Here is a 15,606-nt window from a genome sequence, read left to right as displayed (position 1 = left end):
GGCCCTTGTGGCCTGCCGTCCATGCGCCGCCGTACGGCGACGCCCCCCTCGTTTCAGTAAGCCCCGTGCCCGTGGAGCACGGCGCGCAGCGTCTTCCACAAGATCACCGTGTCCAGGGCGAGCGACCAGTCCTCGACGTACCGCAGGTCGAGGCGGACCGCCTCCTCCCACGGCAGGTCACTGCGTCCGCTGATCTGCCACAGCCCGGTGAGCCCGGGCTTGACCAGAAGTCGCCGCCGGATGTCCGGGTCGTACGCGGCGGACTCCTCCGGCAGCGGTGGCCGCGGGCCGACGAGCGACATCGACCCGGTGAGTACGTTGAACAGCTGCGGAAGCTCGTCGAGCGAGTACCGGCGCAGCACTTGTCCCACCCGGGTCACCCGCGGGTCCCTGCGGAGCTTGAACAGCAGCCCCGAGCCCTCGTTGCGCTCGGCGAGGCCGGCCCGCTCCCGGTGGGCCCCGACGACCATGGTGCGGAACTTGAGAATGGTGAACTCGCGGCCGTCCTTGCCGACCCTGCGCTGGCGGTAGAACACCGCACCGCGGCTGTCCGCCAGGACGAACAGCCCTATGACCGCCATCAGCGGTGCGAACACCAGGAGCAGGACCGTCGCACCGAGCCGATCGACGACCTCTTTGATCACCCGGCGCCCTCCGGTGAAGGCGGGCATGCTCACGCGCAGCAACGGAATCCCCAGGACCGCGTCGACATGCAGCCGCGGTCCTGCCACCTCCATCAGCACGGGGGCCACGACCATTTCGGCGTCGCTGCCCTCGAGGTTCCAGGACAGTCGTTGCAGCCGGTGCGGTGTCCAGTGCGGGTCCGGGGTGACCGCGACGACCCGGTAGCCGTCGCGGGAGACGTGGCTCGCGACGTCCGTCAGTGGGCCGACGACCGGCACCCCGTCCAGCTGGTCACCCTCGAGCCCGCGGCTCTCCGACAGGCAGATGGCCTCCACCCGCCACCCGATGTGCGGGAACTTGCGGGTCCGGTTGATCAGGTCGCGCACGGTGGCCGGGCTCCCGGCGGCGAGCACCGGTCGCAGGCAGCGTCCCAGCTTGCGCTGTCTGTGCAGCCAGAGGCGGAGCAGATATCGCGCGGTCATGGTGACGAGCGCGATCGCGGGGATCGCGACGAAGATCCAGAGCTTGATATTGCGCGAGGTGAGGGCTATTCCGCCGAGCGCCAGCACGACGGTCGCCATGAACAGTGAGCGGCCGAGCCGGCGGAATTCCTCTGCGCCCTGGCCGAGTACGGCCGGAGCCCACGATCGGCTCACCGCGAGCGCTCCCAGCACCAGCAGTTCGGTGCCGAAGGCGAGGATCTTCCACTTCTCGTGCCAGTTGGCCGCGTCCCGGACTCCGAAGAAGCCTCCGAAGGCCGCCACCACCACGGCCGTGGCCACGGTATCGCTGACGATCACGATACGGCGGTACCGCTGTTCCCAGTCGCTCGCGGGTCGACGGAGTGCCCCGTTCGCCGGGCGCACGCGCCCAGGCGGAAACGGGTTGATCAAGTCCCCCTGCTGTACAGCCCCGTCCGGGTCGCCAGCGGGCTCGACGTGCTCGCTCAACACGGTAACTCCCCCCTCGGAAGGCCCCCCGGCCTCCCGCGCTGTTCCCCTCCTCGGGAGGCCCCCAGCCCCCCGCGCCGCGCCGCTCCTCCCCCACGAGAGGCCCCCGCCTCCCGCACATGACATGCCCGGCTGTTTCAGCGCTACTTGAGCATTCCGCCCATTCGGTTCAGTCTGCGGCGGACTCGCATGCTCTGCTCCACACTCGACGCTCGAGGTACGCGGAAGTCCGCGGCAACCCCGGATGCTCCCCGCACCCAAGGTCCCTCTCGGGCACCAAGAAAATGATCACCCCCCGTTCGGCTCCGGAGACGCGGCTGTCAACTGCCCGTCGAGCCGGACCTATAGATCGCCATTTGTCGCCTGGTGTCCCAGCATGTGAAGCACGGTCAATCTAGACCATTGAACCGGTCCATAGAGAGGGATGTGTGGAATTTGTGGTCACCGTTTGAAGCGGGGCATGCGGACCGGCCACGGCCTGCGGATTCCCTGACGACGGAGACATTCCGTGTGACCTGCGACGACGGCCCCACCCCCGGCCACGGGGACCGACGATTCCAGGACGTTCCGGAACCGCGGATCGCGATCAACTCGACCCTGTTCGGCCGATGTTGGTGGTGCACACGGGGCTGCGGGTGCGAGTACGGACCCCCTGGGTCAATACATACGAAAGCGCCCGCTCCGACCATCCGTCGAAGCGGGCGCCTTCACAGGAGCGTCACATCTGTGGCGCCTGCTCGATGAAGGTGTCCAGCACGCCGTCGGCCACCTTGATCGGACCTTGCGGCCGGGTGGTGTCGGGGATGGTGGTGATGGCGGCGGCCCGCTTCGCCAGGTCGGCCGCCTCGGCGAAGTCCGACTCCCCACTGCCCGAGCCGAGTTGGGCGTGCAGCCCGTCGAGGGTGGCGTTCAGGGAGTCGCCCCACAGGGCGAGGGCGTCGAGCCAGGGCTTCGTCTGCGCCAGGAAGGCCGGATCCTGCACTCCGGCACGGATCCGCTCGGGAGCCCCGGCCAAGAGGTCGGCATAGCCGGCCAGCTTGCGCAGGGCCGCCCGCCGCTCGGCCTTGGACCCGCCGTCCCACGCCTTGCGGAACTCCGCGAGGCGCGCCGCGAGTTCGGGCGCCTGCGGCTGCCAGTTCGTGTCGCCGAAGGTCGGCGCGAGGTGCTGGGTGTCGAAGAAGGCCAGCAGGGCCCGCGCGGTGTCCCGGTCGCCGCCGGCCAGGTAGTCGGCGGACGCGCGCCAGGTGCGGTCGGGGTCGTAGTTCTCGTCGTTCCAGGCGAACGAGGCGCCACCGAAGAGCGCGACCTTGCTCGGCGCCGCCTGGTTCATCGGGTTGAGCACGATGCCGCTCAGCTCCTTGTGCAGGCCGGCTTCCCGCTTGTCGTACGGGGCCATCAGGAGCCGGCCCGCGGTCTGCCCGTAGTCGTTCACCGGGTAGTTGTCCCAAAGGAACACCTTGCGCCCCCACACCGTGGACGCGGCCTTGGCGTCCGCGAGGCTGATGGAGGGCGGCACGACGTCGGTGCCGGTCCACTGCACGACGACCTTCGGGTCCAACTGCTCGCGCAGCACCGACTTGTACGCGGAGTCCGCCGTGTCGGAGTACTCGGTGGGTACGAACTGGAGCGGCTTGGCACCCTCATGCGTGTCGATGAAGTCCTGCTGCACCGCATTGAGCAGATCGGCCTGCGCCTGCCCCGCGGCGGCCCGGCCCGGCGCCCCGTACTTCGCCTGGTCGGCGTCGCAGTTCCACTTGGTGTAGCTGATGTCGTCGAGCGCCACATAGAAGCTGCGGGCCCCCTGCTCATACAGCGAACCCAGCTTCTCCTTCAGGGACTTCACGTCGTCGGGGTCGCTGTAACAGACGGACAGACCCGGGGAGACCGCGTACGTGAAGTCGACATGGTGGGCTGCGGCCTGCTTGATCAGTTCGCCCAGATCGGCGAGCTTGTCCGCGGGATAGGGCGTACGCCACTTCTCCCGCAGGTACGTGTCGTCCTTCGGCGTGTAGATGTACGTGTTCGCCTTGACGTCGCCGTAGAACGCGAGTTGGTCGACGCGGTCGCTGTGCGACCAGGGCGCGCCGTAGAAACCCTCGATGCTGCCGCGCAGCGGCATGCTCGGGTAGTCGGTGACCGAGACGGCCGCGATGCGGTGCGATCCGGTCACCAGCTGACGCAGCGTCTGGGCGGCGTAGTAGACACCGTCGCCGTCGTTGCCCGCGAGGACAACGATGTCAGAACCGGCGGCGCCCCGGGACGCGAGGGAGTAGCCCTCCGGGTTCAGGGTGTCCGGCACGGTGCCGCCCGCGGCCTTGAGCGCGGCGGCCACCGCGGTGTCCTTGATGGAACCGGCCACCACGGTCAACACACCACGCGCCGGCGCCTTCTTGACCGCGTCGCCGGCCTTGACGGTGTCGACGGAACGGGCCCCGGCGGCGGCCAGCGCCCGCTTGATCACATCGATGCTCGACGCGTCGACGCCGTCACCGAGGACGAGCCGCACCCGGTTCGGCACCCGCAGGTCGGCGCCCGCCGATCTCATGGCCTGCGGGGTGGGCGTGACAACGGGCAACCTCGCCGCCGAGCCGGCACCGACCGCGCCCGGCGCACCGTCGCGCGCCTGGGCGGGTACGGCGACCGCCCCCAGGGTCAGCAGGAGCGCGGCGCCAACGAGAGCGGGGCGGGAGACACGGGGGAGACAGGACGAATGACGTTCAGGCATACGGGACACTGCACCTCCACGGAAGCGGACCCTCGCCTTCGGGCGGGGGCACGTGGTCTAAACCACCACCCATCCATGGCGGTGTCAAGATCCCGTAAGCGATGGGGAGTTGCTTCACGGCTCCTCGGGACCGTCCTCGTCCAGTTCGAACCACACCGTCTTTCCCTCCGGCTCCGGGCGGAGGTTCCAGCGGTGGGCCAGGAGGTCGAGGAGGACGAGGCCGCGGCCGGAGGAGGAGAGTTCGCCGGGGGCGCGGCGGCTCGGCACCTCGTCGCTGCGGTCGGAGACCTCCACGCGCAGCCGGCGGTGACCCTCGGCGCCGCTGATGTCGGCGCGCAGGACGGCGGCCTGCTCGGTGTGGATCAGTACGTTGCCGAGGAGTTCGGAGACGAGCAGCAGGGCGGTGTCGACCTGTTCGGGGCGGGCCCAGTCGTGGAGCAGGCCCTGGAATTCGATGCGGGCGTCGGCGATGCCCTGGGCCTGGTCCTGTTCGAGGGTGAACCGCAGATTGCGCCCGGGCCGGTCCGCGTGGTCGCCGAGCGGGTCGCGGCGCAGGAGCAGCAGGGCGATGTCGTCCTCGGTGAAGGAGGTCACGGGACGGTCGCCCGGCTGCGTGGACTGCGGGGCGACGACCGCGTTCAGGAGCCGGTCGGCCATGCCGTCGATGTCGTCGGCGCCGCCCGGTGTCAGCGCGCCCCGGACCCGGAGCCAGCCGGAGTACATGTCGTGGCCGCCGGACTCGATCAGGCCGTCCGTGCACAGCATGAGGATCTCGTTCTCCCGCAGCGTGAGAAGGCTGACCGGGTAGTCGTCCTCGCCGAGGTCGAGCCCCAGAGGCAGCCCGCCGCGCACGTGCTTGAGCAGACAGGTGCCGTCCGGCAGCCGCAGGACCGGGTGCGGGTGCCCGGCGCGGGCGATGCGCAGCGTGCCCGTCGCGGGGTCGGCCTCCAGGTAGATGCAGGTGGCGAAGCGGCCCTCCCCGAGGGATGCCAGGAAGTGGGAGGCGCGGACGAGGACGGCGTCGGGGCCGTGGCCCTCGGCGGCGTAGGCGTGGATGGCGGTGCGCAGCTGTGACATCAGCCCGGCGGCCTGCACATCGTGGCCCTGGACGTCGCCGATCACCAGGCCGAGGCGCCCGTTGGGCAGGGTGATGCTGTCGAACCAGTCGCCGCCGACCATGAGCCCGCCGCCGGTGGGTACGTAACGGGCGGTGACGGTGACCCCTTCGGGCCCCGGACCGATGCGGCCCATGCTGCTGCGCAGGCTCTGCGACAGGGTGCGGTCCGCCTGGCCGTCGTAGGTCTGCTCGATGCACTGGCCCAGCAGCCGGGCGAGGGTCACCAGGAAGGTGCCGGTGCCCCCGGTCGTCTCCACCGGGGCGTCGAAGGCGGCCATCCACACGCCGGTGAGCTGGCCGTACGTGGTGAGCGGCAGGAACGCCCACGACTCGTACTGCGCCGGCTCCGCGTACCCACTGGCGGAGGGGAACCGCTCCCGGTAGTCCTGCGGCGAGGGCAGCACCACGGGCCGCCCTGTTCTGGCCACCTGGGCCGCGGGGTGAGCCGTGCGCAGCGGCAGCCGGAACGCGTCGGCCTCGCCGTCGCTCAGGCCGAACTGGCCGACGCAGTGCAGCACTTCACGGTCCGCCCGGAAGACCGCCTGCCCGCGCAGCGGGAACGTGTCGTCGGCCAGCTGGGAGATCAGCGCGAGGGCCTCCCCCAGTGACGCGACGCGAGCCAGCGCGTGTCCGGTGACGAGCAGGTCGGTGTCGTGGTGTCTCGTACCCGTACGCCGCGGAGGCCGGTCCGAGCCCGTGCCCGGCCCCCCGGAGGCCGGTCCGGCCAGCCGGTTGAGCACGTCGACCTGGCGAACCTCGGCGTCGTACGCCTCTGGTTCCTCGTGCTCCTCGGGCTCCTCTTCGGGGATTCCGCGCTCGCGCCCGCCACCCACCTGCGGCACTCCCCTCGGCTCGACGCACTCCGGTTTCACCCCATCGTCCGACGATCGGCCGTGCCGCGCCTGCTCTCGCACGCCATGCGGGCGACCACGCCGGGCGCCCGACCGGGCCGGAGCCCGTCCGGGCGCCCGGACGCGCCTGTGTCACCAGGAGGACTTGGTGACCCCCGGCAGATGTCCCGCGTGCGCCTCCTCCCGCAGCCGCACACGGGAGAGGCCGAATTTGCGCAGGTGCCCGCGCGGCCTGCCGTCCACGCTGTCGCGGTTGCGGACCCGCGTCGCGCTGGCGTCGCGCGGCTGCCGGCGCAGTTCGGCCAGGGCCGCGGCACGCTCGGCCTCCGGGGTGCCCGGGCGCCGGACGATCTCCTTCAGCGCCGCGCGCCGGACGGCGTACCGCTCGACGATCACCTTCCGCTTCTCGTTCTTCGCGATCTTGCTCTGCTTCGCCATCAGACCTTCCCCCCTCGCGCGCGGATCCGCGCGACCGCGGCCTCGACACCGATGACGTCGACGGTCTTGACTCCCCTGGCGCTCAGGGTGAGCCGCACGCTGCGGCCCTCGCTGGGCAGCCAGTAGCGCTTGCGCTGGATGTTCGGGTCGAAGCGGCGCGAGGTGCGCCGGTGCGAGTGGGAGATGCGATTGCCGAAGCGCGGTGCGGCTCCGGTCAGTTGACAGTGGGCGGACATGCGGTCCCTCTCCGTTCGTCCTGTGTCGTGCGTGACCATGGCCCCGTTATTGAACATGGAAACCATTGCCATATAGTAGCGGCATGGCACGCAACGAACTGCGCCCGATCGTCAAACTCCGCTCCACGGCAGGCACGGGCCACACCTACGTCACCCGCAAGAACCGCAGGAACAACCCGGACCGCCTGGTCCTGCGCAAGTACGACCCCGTGATCGGCCGGCACGTCGACCACCGCGAAGAACGCTGAGCGTCGGCCCCCGCACAACCACTCGAACCACTTGAAGCACCCGAACCATCTGGAGTCCGCCATGAAGCCCGGCATCCACCCGGCCTACCGGCCCGTTGTCTTCCGCGACAAGGCCGCCGGATTCGCCTTCCTGACCCGTTCCACGCTCACCACCGACCGCACGGTCGAGTGGGAGGACGGCCAGACCTACCCCGTGTACGACGTCGAGGTCTCCTCGGCGAGCCACCCCTTCTACACCGGCACCGCCCGCGTCATGGACACCGCGGGACGGGTCGAGCGCTTCGAGCGCCGCTTCGGCCGCCGAGGGGACCGGTGATGGGCGGCCACGACCGGCTGCCCGTCGTGATCGTCGGCGGCCTGCACAGCGAAGCGCGCCGGGAGGTGGTGCGGGGCCTGCTCGACGCGGTGCCGTCCAGCGTGGCCCTCCACCACGACCTCGGCACCGCCCCGTCGGGGACCGTGACCCGCACGATCCGGGACGCGTCCGGTGAACTCGGCCGCGGGGAGGCGCCGTTGGTCAACGACTGCGCCTGCTGCGCCCTGCGCGAGGACCTCGTGCCGGAGCTCGAACGCCTCGCGGCCGACGGGCTGACCCGCCTCGCCGTCGTGGAACTGTGGGACTCCGTCGAGCCACAGGCCATGGCGGATGTCGTCGCCGCGCACGGTGCGCCGGCGCTGCAGCTGACCGGCGTCGTCACGGCCGTCGACCCCGCGCTCGTCCTCCCCTACCTGGGCAACGGGGACGACCTCGCCGAGGCCGGACTCGCGGCGGCCGCGAGCGATCAGCGTACGGTCGCGGACACCTGGGCCCGGCAGCTGGAGTACGCCTCCGTCGTCGCCGTCACCGAGAGCCCGGAGGCGGACGAGGAGGACCGGGCCCTGCTCGCCCAGCTGCACCCGACGGGGCGGCAGGTGCCGGCCCGGTCGACCGAACTGGCCCGGCTCGCCCTCGCCGGGTTCGACGTCGAGGCGGCGCGCACCGCCCAGCACCCGGCCAGCGCCCGGCTGCCGCAGGAGGCGGAGGAGGCCGGGGTCGGCACCCTCGTATGGCACCGCCACCGGCCGTTCCATCCGCAGCGGCTGTTCGACGCCCTGGAGGACCTGTGCTGCGCCGCGGCCCGCAGCCGGGGGCGGTTCTGGCTCGCCGACCGGCCCGACACCCTGCTGTCCTGGGACGCGGCGGGCGGCGCCCTGGGCGTCGACGACTGCGGGCCCTGGCTGCACTCACTGCCCGACGCCGCCTGGGAGTTGGTGCCGCCCGAGCGGCGCGCGGCGGCGGCCATGGACTGGCACCCGGAGCACGGCGACCGCTGCCAGCACCTCGTGTTCACCTCCCCCGCCCTCGACCGCGAAGGACTGACCGCGCTCCTCGACTCCTGCCTGCTCACCGACGACGAGTACCGCGCTGGCCCAGCCGGTTGGAGCCGGCTCCCCGCCGCCTTCGACCCGCTCCTCGACCCCGCACGCTGACCCTCCGAAAGGAAGAACCGACATGCCCCGTTCCCGTACTCCGCGCAAGCCCGCCAAGCCGCGCCCGAACCCGCTCGACGCGGCCGACATCACCTACGTCGACTACAAGGACACCGACCTGCTGCGCCAGTTCATCTCCGACCGCGGCAAGATCCGCAGCCGCCGCGTCACCCGCCTCACGGTGCAGCAGCAACGCCAGGTGAGCGCCGCCATCAAGAACGCCCGCGAGATGGCGCTGCTGCCGTACGGGAACAGGTGACCGGGGCGGCCGCGGCGCGGCCAGCCATGCCGGGGTGGCCACGGGATCCGTGCCGCCGATCCCCCAGTACGTGAAGGGCACGCCGAAGCGTCTCGAACTCCGGTGTGCCGGCGGCGGTCTGCGCGGTGGCGGTCGAGGCGTAGGGAAGGCCCGTCGCCTCGGCCACCGGCAGGGCGTCCGTGTCGGCGCGGAGCAGCACCGTGGGGCCCTCGCCGCCGCGCAGCACGCCGATCAGGCCGGTGCCACCGATGCCCTCTCCTCAAGTCCCTTGAGGACGGTGTCGGTTGCGCGGGTCACGAAGGGGGCCCTTCACCTGGGGGCGTCCCTTCAGTACAACCCGGCCCCGGCACCGCCGCACGCTCACTCCTTGTAGTCCGGCGCGATCCGCTCCACGAGCCGCAGCAGCGCGCCCCAGGCCAGGTCGTACGCGATGTCGTCCTCGACGTCCGAAGACGCCTCGCCCTCGCCGGTGAGCTGCTGGGCGGTGTATTCACAGACCTGCTCGGACGGGATGATCAGCTGTCCGCCCGCCTGCGCGGTGACCTGGATCTCGCAGGCCTTCTCCAGGTAGTACATGCGCAGGAACGCCGACTTGGCGCTGTCGCCGACGGTCAGCAGGCCGTGGTTGCGCAGGATCAGCGCCGGGTGGGTGCCGAGGTCCTCGACGAGGCGCTCCTGCTCGGCGAAGTTGAGGGCGACGCCCTCGTAGTCGTGGTAGCCGACGCGGTTGTGGAACTCCATCGACATCTGGTTGACGGGCAGCAGCCCGCCCTGCTGCGCGGCGACGGCACAGCCGGCCTTGGTGTGGGTGTGCAGCACGCAGTGGGCGTCCGGGCGGGCCTTGTGGATCGCGCTGTGGATCATGAAGCCGGCCGGGTTGACGGGGTGCGGGCTCGGCTCGACCGCGTTGCCGTCGAGGTCGATCTTGACGAGGTTCGAGGCGGTGATCTCCTCGAAGAGCAGGCCGTAGGGGTTGATCAGGAAGTGGTTGTCCGGACCCGGGAGGCGCTGCGAGATGTGCGTGAAGATCAGGTCGGTCATGCGGAAGTGCGCGACCAGGCGGTAGACGGCGGCCAGTTCGCGGCGCAGGCGCAGCTCCTCCTGGGCGGCGTCGTCGGCCGTGACGGGGGCGGTGAGGGTGTCGGTCACGCGAGTGCTCCTTGCGTACGAGAGGCGTTACGAGGGGTGGGGTCGACGACGGGGGTGTGCGGGCGTCCGGTGGCCCACCAGGCGATGACGTTGCGCGCGGGCTCGGTGACGTAGGCGCGCAGCGAGGCGTCGGAGAGGAAGGCGCTGTGCGGTGAGAGCAGCAGGCGCGGGTGGCTGCGCAACCGGTCGTCCGGCGCGGGCGGTTCGACGGGGAAGACGTCGAGGGCGGCGCCCGCGAGGTGGCCGCCGTCGAGGGCGGCGAGTAGGGCGTCCGGGTCGACGAGGTCGCCTCGCGAGACGTTGACGAGGACGCTGCCGGGGCGCATGCGGGCCAGCATGCCGGCGTCGACCATTCCCCTGGTCTGCGGGGTCGAGGGGACGTGCAGCGACAGGACGTCGGCGCGTTCCACGAGCGTGTCCAGGTCGAGGCGTTCGACACCCTCGGGCCAGTTCGTGGCGCGCGGGTCGTGCGCGGCGACCTTGCCGAAGAGGGGCGCGGCGAGGCGGGCGAGGGTGCGGGCGATGCGGCCCATGCCGACCAGACCGAGCGTCAACTCGCTGGCCCGGCGCGGCACTTCGTGCAGTTCGGTGTTCCAGCCGCCGGAGCGGACGACGGCGTCGGCCTGCGGCAGGCGGCGGGTCAGCGCGAGCGCCTGGGCGAGGGCGTGCACGGCGACGTCCTCGGTCGCGGAGTGCGGCAGGTTCGCCAGCCAAAGACCGCGCCGCTCCACCTCCGCGACATCGATCATGTCGTAGCCCGCCGACATGGTGGCGATCATGCGCACCTTGGGCGTGCGGTCGAGCAGGTCCGCGTCCACGCGCGCGTACCCGACGATCAGCGCGTCGGCGTCGTGCGCGACGGCGCCGATCGCCTCCGGGTCCCGGCTGCCGACCACCCGCACCTCCCAGCCGGCATCGACGAGGAGACGGACGCCCGGCTCGGGGTCCAGCTCCTCGGTGTCGGTGATCACGACGACGGGTCGCGGCACACCATCCTCCAGGGCACTCATAAATGATTCGATCGACTTACGGGAACGAAACCTACGTTTCGACTGCCACACTTGTCCAGACCGAACGAGACGGTCGCCCATCCGGTGACCGACAATGATCGGGCGCCCGGCCGGTCCACGGCCTGGCCGCAACCGAACCGCCGAGGGGAACAGCACGTGGATCTCGACGAGACCGACCTGCGCATCGTGCGCGAGCTGCAGAGCGACGGCCGCCTCACGTACGAGACGCTGGCGCAGCGGGTGGGCCTGTCCCGGCCCGCGGCACGAATGCGCGTGCAGCGGCTCCAGGAGTCGGGCGCCGTACGGGTCGTCGCGATCGTGCACCCGGCGGTGCGCGACCTTTCGGCCTCCGCACATCTGGCGATCGACACCGAAGGACCCGCGGGCCCGGCCGCCCGCGCGATCGCCGCGCTGCCCGAGGCGCCGTTCGTGACGCTGACGAGCGGGCGGCGCGCCATCATGACGGAGCTGCGCACGGCGGGCTTCGGCGCGCTCGACCGGACCATCGAGCAGATTCGGGCGCTTCCGGGGGTACGCGCGGTGGACGCGCTCGTCGCGACCCGCCACGTGAAGGACCCGTACCTCCTGACGCAGGAACCGACCGTGAGCGCGCTCGACGCGATGGACGAGCGAATCCTCGCCGAACTGGAGGAGGACGGCCGCCTCGCGTTCGCCGAACTCGCCGCGCGCGTCGGCCTGTCGGCGGGCGCGACCCGCGCGCGCACCCTGCGCCTGTTGGAGGGCGGGGTCGCCAAGGTGGTGGCCCTGGTCCGCCCCGACGTGCTCGGCATGGGCTACCTGTGCGGGTTCAGCCTGCGGGTCGACGGCGTGGCGGCGGACGTCGCCGAACGGGTCGCCGCCTTCGAGCGCGTGACGTTCCTGTCGACCTGCCTGGGTGGCGCCGAGCTGGTCGGCACGATCACCGCGGAGTCGTTCGCGGCGGTGCGCACCACGCTCGAAGAGATGCGCGAATTGCCCGCCGTGCGGGAGGTGGAGAGCTGGCTCCACCTCGAACTGATCAAGGAGCGCTACGACCTGGGGCCGCGCACGGACTGACCCTGGGGACGGGCCACGCGGACCGATCGCGCGGACCGATCACCGGTCCGCACCGGGGCACACAGTCGATACGTAACTCAACCGGCGATTCGACTTTACAAACATTCTTGGCCGGACCCTCTGGTCAATCAGTCGTTCGCTATCTATGGTTCAGCGAGCCGAATCGTCTGTCGGCACACCCCCGTACGTTCCCGGTCGAAAGCAGGCCTGCCATGCCCCGCTCCCCCGAGCACACGCTCCTCGTCACCGGCGCCGCCGTAGCCGCCGCCGGCACCACCGTCCGGGCCGAGGCCCTCGCCGTCCGCGGCGAGCGCATCGTGCACGTCGGCACCGTCGAGGAGGCCCGCGCCGCGCTCGGCGGCCGGGTCGACGAGGAGCTGACGCTCGACGGCGGCCTCGTCCACCCCGGCTTCGTCGACGCCCACTGCCACCCGGTCATGTACGGGCAGGCGCTCGCGTGGGTCGACCTGCGCCCCGAACGCGTGCCGGACATCGACACACTCGTCGAGGTGCTGACCGAGGCGGCCCGCGAGCTGCCCGCCGGCGTCCCTGTGCGCGGCTTCGGCTACGAGCACCGTCGCCTCGCCGAGGGCCGCCACCCCAGCTGCCACGACCTGGACCGCGTCGCCGACGACCGCGAGGTCTACGTCATGAACGCCTCAGGGCACGGCGGCGTCGTCAACTCCCATACGCTGCGCACCTGTCGCATCACCGCGGGCACCCCGTCGCCCGAGGGCGGCAGCATCGGCCACTTCGAGAACGGCGAGCCCGACGGACAGCTGTGGGACGCCGCCTGCGACCTGCTCACCGGGCCTGCCGGCGTGAAGATCGGCAACCACGGCCCGAACTTCCACCTCTCCGAGCCCGAAGACATCATGGCCGACCACCTGCTGCGCGCCCAGGAGGTGTTCCTCGCCGCCGGTGTCACCACGATCGGCGACGCGCAGGTCTCGCGGCGCGAGATGGAGACGTATCTGCGGGCGCGGTCGGACGGTTCGCTGCGCATGCGTGTGTCCGCCTATCTCACCTCGGCGTTGCTCGACACTGCTCTGGAGCTGGGCGCTGTGCGCGGCTTCGGCGACGACCTGTTCCGCATCCAGGGTGTGAAGTTCTACGCCGACGGCACGCTCGGCGGCTGGACCGCGTACTTCCCCGAGGGGTACGCCGCCGACTGCTGCCACCACGGGCAGCTGTACCACTCGGTCGAGGAGTACGCGGAGATCGTCCGCCGTGCCCACGCCGCCGGTCTGCAGACCGCGACGCACGCCCAGTCCCCGTACGCCATCGGCATGGTGCTCGACGCGATCGAGAAGGCGCAGGCCGACCGGCCCCGCGCGGACATGCGGCACCGCGTGGAGCACTCCGGTCTGCCGACCGACGAGCAGATCGAGCGGATGGGCGCGCTCGGCGTCGTCCCCGTCATGCAGCCGCAGCACCATCTGCGCACCGGCGACGGCACGTTGACCGCGATCGGTGACATGGGGCACCGCTACAACCCGGCGGGCCGCTGCCCCGGGGCCGGTGTGCCGGTCGTCTTCTCCTCGGACGCACCGGTCGCGCCGCCCGCGCCGCTGGAGGCGGTGTCCGCGGCGGCCACGCGGCGGACGGTGCTCGGCACGGTCCTCGGTGACGAGTCGCTGCGGCTGCCGGTCGAGGCCGGTCTGCATGCGCACACTGGGGCGGCGGCGAGTGCGCTGCACCGTGAGCACGAGGTGGGTGCGCTCGCGCCCGGCATGCTCGCCGACTTCTGCGTCCTCGATGCGGATCCGCTGACCGTGGCCGCGGATGAGCTGGCCGGGATTCGCGTGCGGGAGACGTGGATCGGCGGCAGCCGGGTGTGGTCGCTTCGCGGGTAGCCGGGTCGGGTCCTGGCCGCGCCGTGCATGGCCGGGGCCCCTTGGCGCGCCACACCGTGGCTGGGGTTGCGCAGTTCCCCGCGCCCCTGAGGGCACCGGCCCCCGCCACCCCGCAACTCTTGGTCGCCCTCACCCCGCATCTCAGGGGCATACCGCCCCACGTTTGAGCACGTCCTGTCCCCGACCGCACTCATTCGCCGGAGGTCCCCTTGACGGACCGCACCACGTCCCGCTCGCCGCAGAGTCCGTTCAGGACGGCGTTCGCCGCTCTGTCCGGTACCTCCATCGAGTGGTACGACTTCTACGCCTTCGCCACCGCCGCGGCGATCGTGTTCAACGACGTCTTCTTCCCCGCCGACATGCCGACGGCACTGAAGACGATCTCGTCCTTCGCGACCTTCGCCGTCGGCTTCCTGCTGCGTCCGCTCGGCGGCATCGTCTTCGGGCACATCGGCGACCGCGTCGGCCGCAAGAAGACGCTCGTCATCACGCTCCTGATGATGGGCATCGCCTCGTTCGCGATCGGCCTGCTGCCGACGTACGACCAGGTCGGCGTCCTCTCCCCCATTCTGCTGATCACGCTGCGCCTCATCCAGGGCATCGCGATCGGCGGCGAGTGGGGCGGCGCCGTGCTCATCGCCGTCGAGAACGCGCCGAAGGGCAAGGCCACCTTCTTCGGGTCGTTCGCCCAACTCGGCTCGTCCGTCGGCGCGTTGCTGTCGACCGGAATGTTCAGCCTCATGAACCTCTTCGGCGACTCCGCGTTCAACAGCTGGGGCTGGCGCGTGCCGTTCCTCGCCTCCGCGGTCCTCGTCGTCATCGGCCTGGTGGTGCGCACCAAGCTGGAGGACTCCCCGGTGTTGGACGACATCCATGCCGCCGAGGCCGAGAAGGAGACGCCGAGCCGGCTGCCGGTCGCCGAGGTGTTGCAGAAGGACTGGAAGACGGTCCTGACCGGCGTCTTCGCGCTGGCCACCGCGACCGGCGGCTACTACGTGGTGACCAGCTATCTGCTCTCGTACGGCACCGAATCGCTGCACCTGTCGGAGTCGATGCTGCTCAACGGCCTCTCGCTGGCCGCGTTCCTGGAGCTCGTGGTCACCCCGCTGCTCGCGCTGCTCGGTGACAAGGTGGGCGCGCACAAGGTCGTCGTCGCGGGGCTGGCCGGTGTCGTGCTGCTTTCGATCCCGCAGTTCATGGTGCTCGGCGGCGGCAGCGTCGTGCTGATCTATCTGATGATGCTGGCGATGCGCCTGGTGATGTCGGCACTGTACGGGCCGATGGCCGCGATCCTGGCCGACGGCTTCGCCCCGCACGTGCGCTACACCGGCATCTCGCTCTCCTACCAGGTCTGCAACATGATCTTCGCGGGCTTCGCCCCGGTCGCCGCGGTCTGGCTGTCGTCCCTGGCCGGCGGGGCGTACTGGCCGCCGGCCGCCGCGCTGATGGCGGTCTCCGTGATCGGCATCTGGTGCACGCTGCGGCTGCGGGTCCACTTCGAGCGCCGGGTCGCCACGGAGGCCGCGACCGCGGCGAAGACCCTGGCGCCGGCCGACGCCTGACGGCCGAGCACGTACGGGTGGCCCGGTCCGGCTCAGTGCGGCCGGACCGGGCCAC

General features: G+C 71.3%; 14 protein-coding genes and 1 pseudogene. 7 read left to right on the top strand and 8 right to left on the bottom strand.

Features of this window, described 5'->3' with window-relative positions:
• Positions 1-53: 53 nt before the first annotated feature.
• The 5 genes from OG746_RS24815 to rpmB all read right to left on the bottom strand — a co-directional run bounded on the left by OG746_RS24815 (position 54) and on the right by rpmB (position 6,941).
• Positions 54-1,517, bottom strand: a complete 1,464-nt coding sequence (locus tag OG746_RS24815) for a sugar transferase (protein ID WP_524540477.1) — start codon at positions 1,515-1,517, stop codon at positions 54-56.
• 775 nt (positions 1,518-2,292) lie between these two features.
• Positions 2,293-4,299, bottom strand: coding sequence for a glycoside hydrolase family 84 protein (locus OG746_RS24810; RefSeq protein WP_266718009.1), 2,007 nt, complete (start codon positions 4,297-4,299; stop codon positions 2,293-2,295).
• Between the two features lie 114 nt (positions 4,300-4,413).
• A complete protein-coding gene (locus tag OG746_RS24805; RefSeq protein WP_266718007.1) occupies positions 4,414-6,249 on the bottom strand; it encodes an ATP-binding SpoIIE family protein phosphatase in 1,836 nt (611 codons plus the stop codon).
• A gap of 150 nt (positions 6,250-6,399) precedes the next feature.
• The gene (gene rpsN, locus OG746_RS24800; RefSeq protein WP_266718005.1) at positions 6,400-6,705 is read right to left on the bottom strand and encodes a 30S ribosomal protein S14; all 306 of its coding nucleotides are present in this window, start codon (positions 6,703-6,705) and stop codon (positions 6,400-6,402) included.
• Positions 6,705-6,941 carry a 50S ribosomal protein L28 gene (rpmB, locus tag OG746_RS24795; protein ID WP_266718003.1) on the bottom strand — a complete coding sequence of 79 codons (237 nt, stop codon included), beginning with the start codon at positions 6,939-6,941 and terminating at the stop codon, positions 6,705-6,707. Before rpmB ends, rpsN begins: the two co-directional genes overlap by 1 nt.
• Before the next feature lie 83 nt (positions 6,942-7,024).
• Between rpmB and rpmG the strand changes: the two genes are divergently transcribed.
• From rpmG to rpsR, 4 genes are all read left to right on the top strand, one after another.
• Positions 7,025-7,189 carry a 50S ribosomal protein L33 gene (rpmG, locus tag OG746_RS24790; RefSeq protein ID WP_266718001.1) on the top strand — a complete coding sequence of 55 codons (165 nt, stop codon included), beginning with the start codon at positions 7,025-7,027 and terminating at the stop codon, positions 7,187-7,189.
• Positions 7,190-7,250: 61 nt separating this feature from the next.
• Positions 7,251-7,505, top strand: coding sequence for a type B 50S ribosomal protein L31 (locus OG746_RS24785; RefSeq protein ID WP_266717999.1), 255 nt, complete (start codon positions 7,251-7,253; stop codon positions 7,503-7,505).
• Positions 7,505-8,659 carry a CobW family GTP-binding protein gene (locus tag OG746_RS24780; protein WP_266717997.1) on the top strand — a complete coding sequence of 385 codons (1,155 nt, stop codon included), beginning with the start codon at positions 7,505-7,507 and terminating at the stop codon, positions 8,657-8,659. Before OG746_RS24785 ends, OG746_RS24780 begins: the two co-directional genes overlap by 1 nt.
• Positions 8,660-8,681: 22 nt before the next feature.
• Positions 8,682-8,918, top strand: coding sequence for a 30S ribosomal protein S18 (gene rpsR, locus OG746_RS24775; protein ID WP_266717995.1), 237 nt, complete (start codon positions 8,682-8,684; stop codon positions 8,916-8,918).
• A 106-nt stretch (positions 8,919-9,024) separates the two neighbouring features.
• Here the strand turns inward: rpsR and OG746_RS24770 are convergent.
• From OG746_RS24770 to OG746_RS24760, 3 genes and pseudogenes are all read right to left on the bottom strand, one after another.
• Positions 9,025-9,168 (bottom strand): annotated as a pseudogene (locus tag OG746_RS24770) (amidohydrolase); the annotation flags it as partial.
• 110 nt (positions 9,169-9,278) lie between these two features.
• A complete protein-coding gene (locus tag OG746_RS24765; protein WP_266717993.1) occupies positions 9,279-10,067 on the bottom strand; it encodes a class II aldolase/adducin family protein in 789 nt (262 codons plus the stop codon).
• Complete coding sequence (locus OG746_RS24760; RefSeq protein WP_266717992.1) at positions 10,064-11,077, bottom strand: C-terminal binding protein; 1,014 nt, start codon at positions 11,075-11,077, stop codon at positions 10,064-10,066. Before OG746_RS24760 ends, OG746_RS24765 begins: the two co-directional genes overlap by 4 nt.
• Positions 11,078-11,233: 156 nt before the next feature.
• Between OG746_RS24760 and OG746_RS24755 the strand changes: the two genes are divergently transcribed.
• The 3 genes from OG746_RS24755 (at position 11,234) to OG746_RS24745 (ending at position 15,551) form a co-directional block, all read left to right on the top strand.
• Positions 11,234-12,133 (top strand): Lrp/AsnC family transcriptional regulator, encoded by a 900-nt coding sequence (locus OG746_RS24755; RefSeq protein WP_266717991.1) that lies wholly within the window; start codon positions 11,234-11,236, stop codon positions 12,131-12,133.
• Between the two features lie 212 nt (positions 12,134-12,345).
• Positions 12,346-13,989, top strand: a complete 1,644-nt coding sequence (locus OG746_RS24750) for an amidohydrolase (protein ID WP_266717989.1) — start codon at positions 12,346-12,348, stop codon at positions 13,987-13,989.
• Between the two features lie 209 nt (positions 13,990-14,198).
• Positions 14,199-15,551 (top strand): MFS transporter, encoded by a 1,353-nt coding sequence (locus OG746_RS24745; RefSeq protein WP_266717987.1) that lies wholly within the window; start codon positions 14,199-14,201, stop codon positions 15,549-15,551.
• Positions 15,552-15,606 lie beyond the last annotated feature (55 nt).

The sequence above is a fragment of the Streptomyces sp. NBC_01016 genome, assembly GCF_026341035.1.
Lineage (GTDB): Bacteria > Actinomycetota > Actinomycetes > Streptomycetales > Streptomycetaceae > Streptomyces.
The sequence above is the reverse complement of the archived record's forward strand: the minus strand, read 5'-3'. Positions and strand labels throughout refer to the sequence as shown.

Coding starts and splice junctions, on each gene's coding strand:
- OG746_RS24785 (WP_266717999.1), top strand. CDS start 7,251: ATGAAGCCCGGCATCCACCCGGCCTACCGGCCCGTTGTCTTCCGCGAC.
- OG746_RS24810 (WP_266718009.1), bottom strand. CDS start 4,299: ATGCCTGAACGTCATTCGTCCTGTCTCCCCCGTGTCTCCCGCCCCGCT.
- OG746_RS24780 (WP_266717997.1), top strand. CDS start 7,505: ATGGGCGGCCACGACCGGCTGCCCGTCGTGATCGTCGGCGGCCTGCAC.
- OG746_RS24750 (WP_266717989.1), top strand. CDS start 12,346: ATGCCCCGCTCCCCCGAGCACACGCTCCTCGTCACCGGCGCCGCCGTA.
- OG746_RS24760 (WP_266717992.1), bottom strand. CDS start 11,077: ATGAGTGCCCTGGAGGATGGTGTGCCGCGACCCGTCGTCGTGATCACC.
- rpmB (WP_266718003.1), bottom strand. CDS start 6,941: ATGTCCGCCCACTGTCAACTGACCGGAGCCGCACCGCGCTTCGGCAAT.
- rpmG (WP_266718001.1), top strand. CDS start 7,025: ATGGCACGCAACGAACTGCGCCCGATCGTCAAACTCCGCTCCACGGCA.
- rpsR (WP_266717995.1), top strand. CDS start 8,682: ATGCCCCGTTCCCGTACTCCGCGCAAGCCCGCCAAGCCGCGCCCGAAC.
- rpsN (WP_266718005.1), bottom strand. CDS start 6,705: ATGGCGAAGCAGAGCAAGATCGCGAAGAACGAGAAGCGGAAGGTGATC.